Annotated in this window: 13 protein-coding genes; 8 read left to right on the top strand and 5 right to left on the bottom strand. The window is 36.5% G+C overall.

All coding sequences use genetic code 11. The annotated features are described in order from the left end of the window. Positions 1–58 precede the first annotated feature (58 nt). The 5 genes from paaB to RHP76_RS18150 all read right to left on the bottom strand — a co-directional run bounded on the left by paaB (position 59) and on the right by RHP76_RS18150 (position 4,694). Entirely contained in the window at positions 59–340 is a 282-nt protein-coding gene (gene paaB / locus RHP76_RS18170) for a 1,2-phenylacetyl-CoA epoxidase subunit PaaB (RefSeq protein WP_002981782.1), read from the bottom strand. A gap of 111 nt (positions 341–451) precedes the next feature. Next, positions 452–1,390 (bottom strand): 1,2-phenylacetyl-CoA epoxidase subunit PaaA, encoded by a 939-nt coding sequence (paaA, locus tag RHP76_RS18165; RefSeq protein ID WP_110010672.1) that lies wholly within the window; start codon positions 1,388–1,390, stop codon positions 452–454. A gap of 85 nt (positions 1,391–1,475) precedes the next feature. Then, positions 1,476–2,561, bottom strand: coding sequence for a 2Fe-2S iron-sulfur cluster-binding protein (locus RHP76_RS18160; RefSeq protein WP_062672212.1), 1,086 nt, complete (start codon positions 2,559–2,561; stop codon positions 1,476–1,478). Then, positions 2,561–3,877, bottom strand: coding sequence for a phenylacetate--CoA ligase family protein (locus RHP76_RS18155; protein WP_277693897.1), 1,317 nt, complete (start codon positions 3,875–3,877; stop codon positions 2,561–2,563). The genes RHP76_RS18160 and RHP76_RS18155 overlap by 1 nt, the downstream gene beginning before the upstream one ends. Positions 3,878–4,115: 238 nt before the next feature. Beyond that, entirely contained in the window at positions 4,116–4,694 is a 579-nt protein-coding gene (locus tag RHP76_RS18150) for a TetR/AcrR family transcriptional regulator (RefSeq protein ID WP_062672216.1), read from the bottom strand. A 371-nt stretch (positions 4,695–5,065) separates the two neighbouring features. On the opposite strand from RHP76_RS18150, the gene clpB reads away from it, so the two are divergent. The 8 genes from clpB (at position 5,066) to RHP76_RS18110 (ending at position 14,918) form a co-directional block, all read left to right on the top strand. Next, a complete protein-coding gene (gene clpB / locus RHP76_RS18145) occupies positions 5,066–7,660 on the top strand; it encodes an ATP-dependent chaperone ClpB (RefSeq protein ID WP_062672218.1) in 2,595 nt (864 codons plus the stop codon). Between the two features lie 493 nt (positions 7,661–8,153). Next, the gene (locus RHP76_RS18140) at positions 8,154–8,690 is read left to right on the top strand and encodes a hypothetical protein (RefSeq protein ID WP_062672220.1); all 537 of its coding nucleotides are present in this window, start codon (positions 8,154–8,156) and stop codon (positions 8,688–8,690) included. An 18-nt stretch (positions 8,691–8,708) separates the two neighbouring features. Continuing rightward, positions 8,709–9,353, top strand: a complete 645-nt coding sequence (locus RHP76_RS18135) for a hypothetical protein (RefSeq protein ID WP_062672222.1) — start codon at positions 8,709–8,711, stop codon at positions 9,351–9,353. A 32-nt stretch (positions 9,354–9,385) separates the two neighbouring features. Further along, the gene (locus tag RHP76_RS18130; RefSeq protein ID WP_228432463.1) at positions 9,386–10,117 is read left to right on the top strand and encodes a sensor histidine kinase; all 732 of its coding nucleotides are present in this window, start codon (positions 9,386–9,388) and stop codon (positions 10,115–10,117) included. Further along, positions 10,114–10,755 carry a response regulator transcription factor gene (locus tag RHP76_RS18125; protein ID WP_062672226.1) on the top strand — a complete coding sequence of 214 codons (642 nt, stop codon included), beginning with the start codon at positions 10,114–10,116 and terminating at the stop codon, positions 10,753–10,755. The genes RHP76_RS18130 and RHP76_RS18125 overlap by 4 nt, the downstream gene beginning before the upstream one ends. Before the next feature lie 247 nt (positions 10,756–11,002). Further along, a complete protein-coding gene (locus RHP76_RS18120) occupies positions 11,003–12,007 on the top strand; it encodes a zinc metalloprotease (protein ID WP_062672228.1) in 1,005 nt (334 codons plus the stop codon). 376 nt (positions 12,008–12,383) lie between these two features. Further along, the gene (locus RHP76_RS18115) at positions 12,384–13,397 is read left to right on the top strand and encodes a zinc metalloprotease (RefSeq protein WP_062672230.1); all 1,014 of its coding nucleotides are present in this window, start codon (positions 12,384–12,386) and stop codon (positions 13,395–13,397) included. A 108-nt stretch (positions 13,398–13,505) separates the two neighbouring features. Further along, complete coding sequence (locus tag RHP76_RS18110) at positions 13,506–14,918, top strand: phosphatase PAP2 family protein (RefSeq protein ID WP_062672232.1); 1,413 nt, start codon at positions 13,506–13,508, stop codon at positions 14,916–14,918. Positions 14,919–14,926 lie beyond the last annotated feature (8 nt).

The following is a 14,926-nucleotide window of genomic DNA, read 5'->3' as shown; positions in this document are numbered from 1 at the left end:
TTTCAGATTGACAAAAAAGTCTAGTATCTGAGATCTCACATCTCGAAGTCTTTATTAATTACATATTTTTTACGTCGTTAGGAATCTCGTAGAACGTTGGGTGACGGTAAAGTTTATCATCAGCCGGATCAAAGAATGCTTCTTTATCTACTCCTTCCGAAGTCACAATATATTTACTTGGAACAACCCAAACAGAGGTTCCTTCTTTTCTTCTTGTATAAACGTCTCTTGCGTTCTGCAAAGCCATTTCTGCTGTTGGTGCCTGTACAATTCCAACGTGTTTGTGAGATAATCCCGGTTTAGTCTGAATAAACACTTCCCACATATCTAAATTTGCCATAGTCAAATTAATTTAACAATGTATCAATGTACCAGCTTAACAATGAAATGCTTCGACAAGCTCAGCATGACAATGATTGTTACATTTCTACATTGGTATATTGTTACATTATTATATTACTTCTTTTTGTTGTTTTTCTGCAAAAGCCGCCGCAGCTTCTTTTACCCAAGCATTCTCTCTTTGAGCTTTTCTCTTCGTTTCGATACGCTTTTTGTTGCAAGGACCGTTTCCTTTTAAGATTTCCATGAATTCATCCCAGGGAAGTTCTCCGAAATCGTAATGCTGTCTTTCCTCATTCCATTTCAGATCTTTATCCGGAATGGTTAATCCTAAGAATTCAGCCTGAGAAACGGTAACATCGATAAATCTCTGACGAAGACTGTCATTACTTTCTCTTTTTACTCTGTAGTTCATAGAGATTTTAGAGTTGGGTGAGCTGTCATCATTAGGTCCGAACATCATCAGAGCCGGCCACCAGAAACGGTTTAGTGAAGCCTGAGCCATTTCTTTCTGTTGTTTTGTTCCACGGCACAATGCCATAAGAATCTCATACCCTTGTCTTTGGTGGAAAGATTCTTCCTTACAGATTTTCACCATCGCTCTTGAATAAGGACCGTAAGAGTTCCCCATCAGCATTACCTGGTTCATAATAGCAGCACCGTCTACTAACCAACCGATGGCACCGATATCAGCCCAGCTTAGGGTAGGATAGTTGAAAATACTTGAATATTTTGCTTTTCCTTCCAGCATATCATCATAAGTAGCATCTCTGTCTGCTCGGATGCTTCCGTCTCCTAATGTTTCGGTAGCAGAATAAAGATATAAGCCGTGGCCTGCCTCATCCTGAACTTTCGCTAAAAGAGCCATTTTTCTTCTCAATGAAGGTGCTCTGGAGATCCAGTTGGCTTCCGGCAACATTCCTACAATTTCAGAATGCGCGTGCTGTGAAATCTGACGAACCAGTAGCTTTCTGTAATCATCTGGCATTACATCTTTTGGTTCTACTTTATTTTCTTCGTGAACGTATTGAACAAATTTTTCTAAGTCCATAATTTTTTCAATTTAACAATGTATTAGTCTAGCAATTTACCAATGATTGTTATATTGATACATTGTTATATTGTTACATTAATTTTTAAACATCATAATTAAGCATCACCACATTCGTTGTAGGGTGACATTGGCAGGTAAGAACATAGCCTCTGGCTACTTCTTCTTCGGTAAGCGCATAGTTTTTCTCCATGAAAACTTCTCCTTCCAGAACTTGTGCTTTACACGTACAACAAACACCTCCTTTACATGCAAAAGGTACAGGAAGATTGTCTTTCAATGCTTTATCTAAGATACTCTCTTTTTTAGAATTAAGGTGGAACGAATATTCATCATCATCAATGATAACCGTTACCATACTTTCAATATTGGCAATGGCTTTGAATTCATCGCTCATTTCCTCCGTATTTTCTTCATCCGGAGCGGTGAAATATTCAAATAAAACCTGAATAGCAGGTACTTTTTTATCTTTTTTCAGATAGTCTGCAATCCCTTTAATCATTTCTGAAGGTCCGCAAATAAAATAAGTAGCTTCTTTTACATCAATATCTGTATATCTTTCAAACAGCTGCTCTAATTTTTCTGACGAAATTCTTCCTTCAAAAACAGGGTCCTCGTGTTTCTCACGGCTTACCAGGTAAATCACTTTAAGTCTTCCGTTGAAGTGCTCTACAAGTTTATCAATCTCTGCCTTTCTTAAAACATGATTCATGCTTCTGTTACTGTAAAACAGATAAGCGTTACTGTTAGGTTCCTGATAAAGGCTTTCTTTAATATTGGATAATACAGGCGTAATTCCGCTTCCTGCAGCCAGGCCAACGTAAGTTTTTACATTGCTTGGGTGATATGAAGTATTGAAACCACCCATCGGAGGCATTACTTCCAACACTTCATCCATGTGAAGGTGTTCATTGAAATACCCTGACACCTTTCCGCCTTCCAGCAATTTCACCAATACTTCCAGCGTGTTGCCTTTTTCACTTGGAGCATTACAGATAGAGTAAGAACGTCTTTCTTCATTTCCGTTGATCATCATTCGGAAATTCAGATATTGTCCCTGCTTGAACCTGAACTTATCTTTCAGTTCTTCAGGAATTTCTACCGCCACATTCACTGCTTCGGAAGTATCTTTCTGAACTTTAACTGTTTTAAGTTTATAAAATGAATTCATTATTTTTTAAGTATTCTATTAATTTTTCCACCTTCGCACTTTGGCAGGCTGTCCTGAGCATGAACTTTTACTTTCGTAGTGATTCCTACTCTCTTTTTTATTTCGTTTTCTATATTTTTCCCAAAGTTGCCGACAAAATTAAAATAATCATCGGTATTTGATTCTATTTTTTGAGATTTTACCAATTCATCATCGATTTCAACATCAATATCCAAAGCAATACACATATGTTCTTTCTCTACAGGCGTAAGATAGTAGTTTGGAACCACTCCTTTTACATAAGAAAAAGCATCTTCAATCTGACTTGGATAAACATTGACTCCTCTTACGATCAGCATATCATCTGCTCTCCCGACAATGGGTTTCATTTTTACCATGGTTCTTTTGGCATTTTCATCGTAGTAAAGACTTGTGATATCATTTGTCCAGTAACGTAAAAGCGGCATTGCTTTTTTGGTTAAAGTGGTAATCACCAATACTCCTTCTTCTCCGAAAGGAACCGGCTGTTTGGTCACCGGATCTAAAATTTCCGGATAAAAATGATCTTCCCAGATATAAGCGCCTCCCTTCTCTTCAAAATCCTCCATGGAAACTCCGGGACCGATAATTTCACTTAATCCATAGATATTGGTTGCATGAACGCCTAATTTTTCTTCAATATGGCCTCTGATAATTTCCGTCCATGGCTCTGAGCCTAACACAGCATATTTGAGACTGATCTCTTCTGCAGTAATTCCTCTTCTGGCAAATTCATCCGCAATCGTTAAAGCGTATGACGGTGAACAACAGATCACTTCAGGTTTGAAATCTATAATCAGGTCTACCTGTCTTGCCGTCATCCCTCCGGAAATAGGAAGAACACTCATCCCCAACATCTCGGCTCCGTAATGAAGGCCTAAACCTCCTGTAAAAATTCCGTAGCCATAAGCATTGTGCAATTGCATTCCCGGTCTTGCTCCAGCAGCATGTAAAGATCTTGCCACCACTTCACTGAAAATATCTACATCTTCTTTGGTATACCCTACCACAGTCGGTTTTCCTGTTGTTCCGCTTGAGCAGTGTATACGCTGAAGCTCATTTTTAGGAACGGCAAATAGTCCGAACGGATAGTTATCTCTTAAATCCTGTTTGTAAGTAATAGGAAGTTTAGCGATATCCTCAATCGACCTTATATCCTGTGGAGATATTTGCAATTCATCAAATTTCTTTTTATAAAATTCCGACTTCTCTCCCAAATAGCTGATCAGGCTGATCAACCGGCCGGATTGAAGCTGTCTCAACTGACCCAGCTCCAGATATTCAACTGAAAAATCCATAAAACTAACTAACATTTGTTAGGTGTAAATTTAAAAAGATTTCGGAAGCTAGCAAAATTTTTATGACTTTTGTCATATTTTGAATGATTCTAAATAAGAAAGACGGTTAAAATTATGTCCAATGGTCATTCTGAGCGGAACGAAGTGTAGCGAAGAATCTTTAATCTGATCATTTGGTACGAAATTCATCCTTCGTCAGAAATCGAAGATTCGACGTAGTCAATGACAAACGGAGTGCTTATTTTTTCTGGTTTCCAAGCAGGCCGAAAAGAATTTTCTCTCTGATTTCTTCGGTAATTTCATCCGTAGAATCGCTGCTTCTTTTGAACCAGAAATAGGAATTATTTAAAGTATGAAGGATAAATCTGGTGGTAAATGATGGTGATTTCAGTTCCCAGTTTTCTGCTTTGTAGATCTCAGAAATCAGTTCTTCTACTTCCTGCTGGTAGTTTTTCCTTAATTCTACAAATTCGGGAAGCCTTTCTTCAAGATGTTTCCATTCATTGGAATAGATATGGGTAACATCACGATTTTTAAGAACAACAGATAAGTGTTTATCCAATAAGAGATTCAGTTTTTCTCTGGGAGCGATATTGGTATTTTTTACTTCCTGAAGTTCATCGAAAAACTCCTGGGCAATACCGAAACAAATCCATTCCAGAATTTCTTCCTTTGAACGGATATGTGCATACAGTGATGCTGCTTTGATATTGAGTTTCGTAGCCAGGTCTCTTACTGAGCTCCCCATATACCCTTTCTCTTTGAAAAGTTCTACGGCTACTTCTAATATTTTTCTCTGTTTTTCTTTTAGTTCCATCTGGTAAAATGCAAAAGTAATTATTCTGAATTAAACTGTTCATTTTTTGAGCATAAAAAGAAAAAAGACCCATCGCCTAGAGTCTCAAGCTTTAGTTATTTTCTGTTACTATGACTTTTTGTTCATGGATTTCCAAGAAATAATTACGAAATCGGAAATTCTGTCAAGTTAAATTTCCGTTAAAAATACAATATCCGGAAAATTTGTCCTATTTTTTTGTAAATTTAATAATTGAATAGTTTTTGCGATACAGTCATCGAATAAATGATTAAATAATTGATGGCATTAAGAAACTAAGCCTCAGAATTTGGTTTCTTGATGTTTTTAAAAACTAAACTTTAAACAAACCATTACCAAAAATATATAAAAATATGAACTTAAACCAATATACCGTAAAATCACAGGAAGCCATCCAGGCAGCACAACAGGTTGCTATGGAACTGGGCAATCAAAGTATCGAACCTCAACATCTTCTTGAAGGAATCTTCCAGGTAGATGAAAATATATCACCTTTCTTATTAAAAAAATCTGAAGCAGATGCTAATTTAGTAAGAGAGCGCAACCGTGAAAATTTAGAAAAACTTCCAAAAGTACAAGGAGGAAACATTTATCTATCACAATCTGCCAACAAAGTATTGCTGGATGCACCCAACATCGCTAAGAAAATGGGTGATGAATATGTAACGATTGAACATTTATGGTTATCCCTTTTGGAAACCACTTCTGAAGTATCAAAAATGCTGAAAGATATGGGTGTGACCAAAAATCTTTTGGAAGGTGCTATCAAAGAATTAAGAAAAGGAAGCAAAGCAACTTCTGCCAGTTCAGAGGAAACTTATCAATCCTTAAATAAGTATGCTAAAAACTTCAACGAGTTGGCAGCAGAGGGCAAACTGGATCCGGTGATCGGGCGTGATGAAGAGATCAGAAGGGTTTTACAAATCCTTTCCAGAAGAACCAAAAACAACCCCATCCTTATTGGAGAACCGGGTGTGGGTAAAACAGCGATCGCGGAAGGAATTGCCCATAGAATTATCAGTGGTGACGTTCCTGAAAACCTGATGGATAAAACTTTATTCTCGTTGGATATGGGAGCTTTGATCGCCGGAGCAAAATATAAAGGTGAATTTGAAGAGCGTTTAAAATCCGTTGTGAATGAGGTAATTAAGTCTGATGGACAGATTATTCTTTTCATTGATGAGATCCACACTTTGGTAGGAGCCGGAGGTGGTGAAGGAGCAATGGATGCAGCCAACATTCTGAAACCTGCTCTGGCAAGAGGAGAATTAAGAGCGATTGGTGCCACTACATTGAATGAATACCAAAAGTATTTTGAAAAAGATAAAGCGTTGGAAAGACGTTTCCAGAAAGTAATGGTGGAAGAACCGGATACTGAATCTGCAATTTCCATCCTTCGTGGGATTAAAGATAAATATGAAGCGCACCACAAAGTAAGAATCAAAGACGAGGCAATTATTGCTGCGGTGGAAATGTCTCAAAGATACATTTCAGACCGTTTTTTACCCGATAAAGCGATTGACCTTATTGATGAAGCTTCTGCAAAACTGAGAATGGAAATCAATTCCAAGCCGGAAGAGCTGGACGTTCTGGACAGAAAACTCATGCAGATGGAAATTGAGCTTGCTGCTATTTCAAGAGAAGGCAACCAGACCAAGATTGATCACCTTAAGGAAGATATTGCAAAAATATCCGAACAGAGAAATGAGATCAATGCCAAATGGCTGAAAGAAAAACAGAAAAGTGAAGATCTTACCCAGATCAAAAAAGATATAGAATCTCTGAAACACGAAGCGGAAAGAGCTTCCAGAGCCGGAGATTATGCAAAAGTAGCGGAGATCCAATACGGAAAGCTTCGTGAAAAAGAGGAAGAACTTACCAAGGTTGAACTTGAAATGCAGAATCATCAGAATGAGCTGATCAAAGAAGAAGTTACTGCTGAAAATATCTCTGAAGTGATTGCGAAATGGACAGGTATTCCTGTCACCAAATTGCTACAATCAGAAAGAGATAAGTTATTGAATCTTGAAACTGAGCTACACCACAGAGTTGTAGGACAGGATGAAGCTATTCAGGCAGTTGCTGATGCGATCAGAAGAAACAGAGCCGGTTTAAGTGATGATAAAAAGCCAATTGGATCTTTCTTATTCCTGGGAACAACCGGAGTCGGTAAAACCGAGCTGGCAAAAGCACTGGCAGAGTTCTTATTCGATGATGAAAACAATATGACCAGAATTGATATGAGTGAGTATCAGGAACGTCACAGTGTGTCGAGATTGGTAGGAGCGCCTCCAGGATACGTAGGTTATGACGAAGGTGGACAATTGACTGAGGCAGTAAGAAGGAGACCTTATTCCGTAGTGCTTTTAGACGAGATTGAAAAAGCACACCCTGATGTTTTCAACACATTGCTTCAGGTTCTGGATGATGGACGTCTGACGGATAATAAGGGGCGGGTAGTGAATTTTAAAAATTCTATCATCATCATGACTTCTAATTTAGGTTCACACCTGATTCAGGAGAATTTTGAAAACCTTACAGAGGAAAATCAGGATGAAATTGTGGATAAAACAAAAGATGAAGTTTTTGATCTTTTAAAACAGACCCTGCGTCCGGAATTCCTGAACAGAATTGATGAAATTGTACTTTTCCAACCTCTAAGAAAAAAAGAAATCGGAAAAATTGTTCAGTATCAGCTGAGAGGGTTTAATGAAATGTTGTCTAAACGAAACATCATTATGACTTTCACTCAGGATGCGGTAGATTATCTGATGGATAAAGGTTATGATCCTGCTTTCGGAGCAAGACCATTGAAAAGAGTAATCCAACAGGAAGTTCTAAACAAATTATCTAAAGAGATTCTTGCCGGAAATGTGAATGACGGAGACAGAATTACGCTTGATTATTTTGTAGAAACAGGATTAGTTTTCCGACCTACCGAACAATAAAATAGTTTTTTTCATATACATTATTTTTGTGAATAAGTGCTGCAGAATACTCTGCAGCACTTATTTTTTTCACTTTTTATCCTAATTAAGTGAAATAAACTTATCTTTACTATACTAATAACTAAAACAGAATCAGTATGAAAAAGCTAAAAAGAAATGATTTGAAGAAAATTGATGGCGGTCTTATCACTCCTATCATTATGTGTGATGAAAATATGAATTGTCCGGTCAATTTATGTTGTACATCAGGATACATTTGCAGGGATTGGAGAAAGTATCCATGCATTTAAAGAATAGGCGGAGAAAGGTATTTTCTCCGTTTTTTTTGTAACATCCATACAGATTTCAATCGCATGAAAGCTGTATTCTTTACATACAATCCGTAAAAACACGGTAAAAATAACAGTGTAATTCCCAATTAGCAAATACATTTTCTATAATATTTTTTACGAGATTTGCATATTAATTGAGTTTTACCGTAAACCACTAAGCTATGAATACAGAATCAAACAACCCATTACAGCCTGGCACTATGTCAAAAAGCCTTATCCAGGCTCTGATTGACAACTACCGTCAAAATCATCTAAATGTTATTAACACTGCTTTAGGGACACAAGATGCTCATTCCATCTGGTTTGACCTTCCGAAATTAAAAAATTTCATTGCTACTATTGAAGCTGAAGCTGCAAAAGTGAATCCGGATGTATCTACGGAAGATTTAGGAATAAGATTTTATTATGCTGCTTATCCAAAAGAAGACAACTGGTCTATAATGGACTCTCACCCTGTTCCTACCGAATATGCAGGAAAGCATACATTAGTAATGATTCCGACGTTAAAAAAAGCTGATGAAACAGGAGAGTTTCATGATTACGATTTCAATCAATCTCCAGATATCGATGGCAAACCTTTAGCATTAAATGCACGATCTGCCAAAGGTATTGGAGGAGAAGAAGATGATGATACAGGTCTTGGAGAAAATAATGGACAACTAACGCCTCCCAAGAACTCGTTTGGTGAATTATATTAATAATTAAATAACAAATACATGACGGATTTCCAAGAGTTTGCAAGCAAAAGCATGCTTTGGGCTGAGGGACTTGCTGCGTTTGTTGGCCTTTTGTATTACAATCGTATAAGAAAAGAATATTGGAAATTTTTTGTATTTTTCTTAGTTTTTATCTTTCTTAGTGAAGCATATGGCAGATGGGGAAAATTTGCTTATTTTTCTAAAGCCTATTTTTATAATTATTTTTTAATGCCTATCCAGTTTATTTTTTTTTACTGGTTATATGCAGCCAAATCCTTAGGAAAGCCAAAGCTTTTTTACGGATTATCCATCCTTTATCTTCTTTCATTTATTCCCAATGAATTGTATTTTTCGGGCAATAAAATTGTATTTGCTTTTAACTATACTTTTGGATGCCTCATCTTAATGCTTTTGGTAGTGATGGAATACTACAAACAAATTAACTCCCAGGATATTCTTCACTTTAATAAAAACAGAATGTTTTATATTAATTTAGGTATAACACTTTCTTATATAGGAACGCTACCTTTTATGGCATTTTATTCAATTCTGTTGAATTATATGGAAATCTGGGATATTTATTTTAGTTATTTTCTAATGTCAGGTGTGGTCATGTATATTTTATTTGCAAGTTCTTTCATATGGGGAAAACAGAGCTCTTAATTGTTATCATTCTATTCAATTTACTTTTTGTAATGTTTGTAACAGCGGTATTAATTTATATCAGAAGTTACAAACAACGCAAAAAGGAGCATCTGAATGAAATTGAAAGAAAAAATGAACTTCATCAGAGAGAACTTCTGTCTACCCAATTGGAAATACAACAAGCCACCATGCAGCAGATTGGTCGGGAACTGCATGACAATATCGGCCAGAAACTTACCCTCGTAAGTCTGTATGTACAACAGATGCTTTATGAAAACAAAGTTTCTGAAGCAAGTGAAAGAATTGATCAGGTTTCACAGATTATTAATCAATCTCTGCAGGATCTTAGAAGCTTGTCAAAAACATTGACAGATGATAATATCAACCAGAAGGAAATTGTAACTTTGATACAGGAAGAAGTGGATAACACCAATTCCTTCAAAAAATGTCATGTGAGTTTTGAACACAATTTCAAACAACTGGATCTGGGCTTTGTTCATAAAAATGTTTTACTAAGGATTACTCAGGAATTTATTCAAAACAGTATAAAACATTCCCATTGTAAAAATATTTTTATAAACCTGAATACTTCAGAAGATACTCTTTGGGAGCTTGACATTCGTGATGATGGAATCGGGTTTGACACCTCACAGATCAAGTCCAACGGAATAGGACTCACGAATATGAAAAACAGAGCTGAAATCATAGGAGCAAGTTTCTGTATGGAAAGCCAGGAAAATGCAGGAACACAAATCAATATTATTTTAAAAAAACAGTCATGAAAAAATCTATTGTCATTGTTGACGACCATATACTTATTGCAAAAGCTCTGGAAGGAATTATTGGTAACTTCAGTGAATTTGAAGTAATCTATGTAAGTGAAAACGGGAAAGATCTTATCCAGAAATTCGAAGAGGGCAATACCATTCCTGATATTATTCTTTTGGATATCAGCATGCCTATTATGGACGGTTTTGAAACCGCAGCCTGGCTTAGCAAAAATCATCCTGATATTAAAATCATGGCTCTCAGCATGCAGGGAGATGACAATAGTGTGATTAAGATGATTAGGAGCGGTGCCAAAGGTTATCTGCTAAAAAACACCCATCCAAGAGATCTTGAAACTGCACTTACCCGTCTCAATAGTGATGGCTTTTTTTATCCGGACTGGGCTTCAAAGATCATATTCTCCAATCTTAACAAGGAGACAGAATCTGAGATCGCAATAAGAATTTCGGACAGAGAAAAAGAATTCCTGAAATATACAGTCACTGAACTCAGTTATAAAGAAATTGCAGATAGAATGTGCTGCAGCCCAAGAACAGTAGAAAGTTATCGTGATCAGCTATGTGAAAAGCTGGATCTTAAAACCCGTGTAGGGCTTGCCGTTTTTGCCATTAAAAATGGTTTCGCAAATTAGACTCTACCATAAAAAAATTCTTTCAAAAGCAAATTTAAACGAAAAGCATTCTTATAAAATAATTAAAACTAAGATCATATTAGCATACTGTTTCAAATTAATTAAAATTCAATACATTTCAAAAAACATTAAATTAAAACCAACAACACTCAACAATATTTAACGAAATCACAAATAAAAAAGAAAATCATTTGCATATTAATTTTAAATAATATAATTTCACATTCTCAACCTAAATGATTTTGATATGAAAAAACTATTATTTGGAGCTTTTATGCTCACTGTAATGGCTGCATGTAACAATGACAGCATTACCAATCAAAATGAAAACAAAACCGACGAAGCTGCAACTCTTGCAGGTTTAGCTCAAAGAGGCTGTGCTTCTGAGGAGATCAGACAAGAAGCATTGAAAAAAAGCCCTGAACTTCAACAAAGATTTGCGGCATTAGAAAGCAATACAGAAAAATTCGCCAATGATGTGAAATTCGGAAAAGTTCTTGCTGATGGTACTGTAGAAATCCCTGTTGTCGTAAATGTTATCTACAAAACTACAGCTGAAAACGTTTCTGATGCAAGAATTGCAGAGCAAATTGCAGTATTGAACGCAGACTATGCAGGTACGAACAGTGATATTAATAAAATTCCAACCGAATTCCAACCCGTAAGTTCTGGTGATACAAAAGTAAAATTCAGACTGGTAAACACCGTTAGAAAATCCACTTCAAAAACAAGCTGGGCAACTAATGATGATATGAAAAAAGCCTCTAAAGGAGGAATTGATGCTACTAACCCTACCAATTATTTAAACTTATGGGTTGTGGGCAAAATGACCAGCCAGGGACGCACTATTCTCGGATATGCCACTTTCCCTGAATCTGCAGGTTTATGGAATGATGGTGTTGTAATAGCCGCTCCATATTTTGGAAAAACCGGAGCTTCTTCTCCTTTCAACCTGGGAAGAACTGCAACACATGAAGTAGGTCACTATCTGAACTTAAGACATATCTGGGGTGATGCCAATTGTGGAAACGACCAGGTAAGTGATACACCTACACAAACTACTGCTAATTATGGAAAACCTTCTTACCCGCTATACAATACCTGTAGCGGTGTACAAAGATCTGTAATGTTTATGAACTACATGGATTATGTGGATGACGCAGCTATGTTTATGTTCTCTGCAGGACAAAAAACAAGAATGCAATCTGTAGTAGCTTCTTCTGGAGCAAGATCCGGCTTAAGAGTGTATTAAAAATAAAATCTTTTTGCATATTTACAATCTGTCTCAAGTTTGAGACAGATTTTTTTTCTATCCGTCCTCAAATGAAAAATACTAAAATCAATGGTTTCTTGTTTTTAAAACCTGTATCAGTCGGATTTATTATAAAAAACATTCTACAAAAAACATAAAAACGATAAAATTATTTACCATTAAAATACACTTGAATGTGAAATATAAAACAAATAATAGATTTTAGCTAAAATTCAATACATTAATAATTCAATTGATTTTAATTCAAATAAATCAACCAAAGATTGTTTATTTGTTAAATATTTGTGAAAATAATTTGCATATTAATTTCAAATGATATAATTTCACGCCCTCAACCAAATTATATTATAACGATATGAAAAAATTCTTATTTGGAGCCCTGATTCTGGGCCTTATGTCGGCATGCAACAACGACAGCTTAACCAACCAAAATGAGACTTCTCCGGATCAGGAAAACATTGTTCCGAGTGCTCTTAAAAGAGGTTGTCCATCAGAAGAAATCAGACAGGCAATGCTTCTGAAAAACCCTGCATTAAAACAAAAAATGGCTGATATTGAATTCAGTACTGAAAAATTTGCAGAAAATCTTAAAGTGGGAAAAGTTCTTGCAGACGGAACTGTTGAGATCCCTGTTGTTTTTAACGTAATTTACAACACTTCTGCTCAAAATGTTTCCGATGCAAGAATTGCAGAACAAATTGCAGTCCTTAATGCCGATTATGGTGCTACTAATTCTGATATCACGAAAATCCCTTCTGCATTCCAACCTTCAGCAGCAGGTGATGTAAAAATCCGTTTCAAATTAGTAGCTACCAACCGTAAGCAGAGCACGAAGACAGGTTGGAGATCTGATCTGGAACAAATGAAAAAAGCCAGTACTGGAGGTATTGATGCTACTGATGTAAATAAAAACATGAATATCTGGGTTGTTAATTCAATTCTTGACGAAAACAACCAACCTGGAACTCTAGGCTACGCTTATTATCCTGAAAATGCCGGGCAATGGTATGATGGTCTTGTAATTGGATATCAGTATATCGGAAAAACAGGTGCATCTGCTCCATTCAATTTAGGAAGAACAGTAACGCATGAAGTAGGACATTATCTGAATCTTCCTCACCTTTGGGGATCATCCGATGCGGGTTGTCAGACAGATTACTCTAATGACACTCCTACCTCTCCTGGTCCTAACTATGGAAATCCGACCTATCCTCTAAACAGAGTTTGCGGAGGGGTAAGCCGTTCTCAGATGTTCATGAACTATATGGATTATGTGGATGACAAATCTATGTATATGTTCTCTGCGAATCAAAAAACAAGAATGCAGGCTGTAGTATCCGCATCAGGGCCAAGAGCTGGATTAAGATAACCAACAACCTCGATTAGAAAATTATAAAAATATTAAAATAGTCTATCTCAATTTTTGGGATAGATTTTTTTTATATTTTTATACGATTTAAATTTCAACACCACTAAGATGAAAAAAATAGCATTAGCATCAGGAATACTATTGCATTTATACTTTATTAAAGCTCAGGATACGATCAAAATTAAAACACTGCTGGATACCATCCCATCCAGAAATCTCAAAGAAGATCTGGCAATTATCAATTCAGGATATTCTATTCAGGAGAAAACTCCTTTTTTTCAAAAAGAATGGGTAAAAAAATCTGTAGCTCCAGCTATTCTTTTTACTGCTGCTGCTGCAACATGGGGAGAAAAAGAAAATATACGTGAAGTAAGAAACCGCTATCTTCCCAACTTCAAAGTGAAATATGATGATTATCTGCAATATGCTCCTGCTGTAGCTGTTTACGGGTTGAAACTAGCAGGTATAAAGGGGCGTAACAATATAGGAAGAGCAACTTTATCTTATGGTACAAGTTTAGCCATCATGGCCATTTTAGTTAATTCCATTAAATACACAACAAAAGTAGAACGTCCGGATGGATCCAAAAACAACTCTTTTCCATCAGGACATGCGGCAATGGCTTTTACCAATGCCAGTTTTCTGCATAAAGAATATGGTTTGGTAAATCCAGCCTACAGTATTGCGGGCTATGGTTCTGCAACTCTTACGGGACTTGGACGAAATTTAAATAACAGACACTGGGTTCCGGATATTCTGGCTGGTGCGGGTATCGGGATTATATCAACAGAACTGGGATATTTCTTTATTGATAAAATTTATAAGAACAAAGGAGATAATTTAAGCATCTTATCAAGAATACAGGGAAATGATTACCCGTCTTTTCTTGCACTGAAAATGGGAACTGCTTTAGGAACCACCAATTTCCTGAAGGAATCTGAACTGGATGATAAAAAACAAATTGGTTTCGAGGGAGGACTGGAAGGTGCTTACTTCTTTTCAAAAAAATGGGGTGTGGGTGCCGATGTATCCTTCAGCAGCTTCCCTATTAAATCCCAAAGAATAACATTTGATGACGAACAGGATTTTGGCAATCACGAAATCAAAACACAATCTATGGGATTTCTTTCTGCAGGCATCGGACCTTATTTTTCTCATGAACTATCAAAAAAATGGCAGCTTACTTTAAAGGTAACCGGAGGATATGCTGCAACAGCAAGTGGAAAAGTATTTTTAAAAGGAAACGATATTGATGCTCCCAACAACGAACTTCAGATCGCCAGATACAAACCCAGACCGGCTTTCCGCTGGAATACAGGGGCTTCCATGACCTACAAGTTCAATCCGGGATTAGGCCTTACTTTCTATACAGATTATAATAAGATCAACTCCACAATTCAATATTCCTTCAGCGATGAGATCAAGGAAAGTGAAGAACTGGATCAGGAACTGAACAACCTGATTGCTAAAGAAAAAATCAGTTATATTACATTAGGCTTAAGATTAACTGCCTATTTCTAAAAACAAAA

Source organism: Chryseobacterium sp. SG20098, assembly GCF_031844745.1.
Taxonomy (GTDB): Bacteria; Bacteroidota; Bacteroidia; order Flavobacteriales; family Weeksellaceae; genus Chryseobacterium; species Chryseobacterium cucumeris.
This window is presented reverse-complemented; position numbering and strand designations above follow the sequence as displayed.

Coding starts and splice junctions, on each gene's coding strand:
- RHP76_RS18125 (WP_062672226.1), top strand. CDS start 10,114: ATGAAAAAATCTATTGTCATTGTTGACGACCATATACTTATTGCAAAA.
- RHP76_RS18120 (WP_062672228.1), top strand. CDS start 11,003: ATGAAAAAACTATTATTTGGAGCTTTTATGCTCACTGTAATGGCTGCA.
- RHP76_RS18150 (WP_062672216.1), bottom strand. CDS start 4,694: ATGGAACTAAAAGAAAAACAGAGAAAAATATTAGAAGTAGCCGTAGAA.
- RHP76_RS18155 (WP_277693897.1), bottom strand. CDS start 3,877: ATGGATTTTTCAGTTGAATATCTGGAGCTGGGTCAGTTGAGACAGCTT.
- RHP76_RS18115 (WP_062672230.1), top strand. CDS start 12,384: ATGAAAAAATTCTTATTTGGAGCCCTGATTCTGGGCCTTATGTCGGCA.
- RHP76_RS18135 (WP_062672222.1), top strand. CDS start 8,709: ATGACGGATTTCCAAGAGTTTGCAAGCAAAAGCATGCTTTGGGCTGAG.
- paaA (WP_110010672.1), bottom strand. CDS start 1,390: ATGGACTTAGAAAAATTTGTTCAATACGTTCACGAAGAAAATAAAGTA.
- RHP76_RS18110 (WP_062672232.1), top strand. CDS start 13,506: ATGAAAAAAATAGCATTAGCATCAGGAATACTATTGCATTTATACTTT.
- RHP76_RS18140 (WP_062672220.1), top strand. CDS start 8,154: ATGAATACAGAATCAAACAACCCATTACAGCCTGGCACTATGTCAAAA.
- RHP76_RS18130 (WP_228432463.1), top strand. CDS start 9,386: ATGTTTGTAACAGCGGTATTAATTTATATCAGAAGTTACAAACAACGC.
- paaB (WP_002981782.1), bottom strand. CDS start 340: ATGGCAAATTTAGATATGTGGGAAGTGTTTATTCAGACTAAACCGGGA.
- RHP76_RS18160 (WP_062672212.1), bottom strand. CDS start 2,561: ATGAATTCATTTTATAAACTTAAAACAGTTAAAGTTCAGAAAGATACT.
- clpB (WP_062672218.1), top strand. CDS start 5,066: ATGAACTTAAACCAATATACCGTAAAATCACAGGAAGCCATCCAGGCA.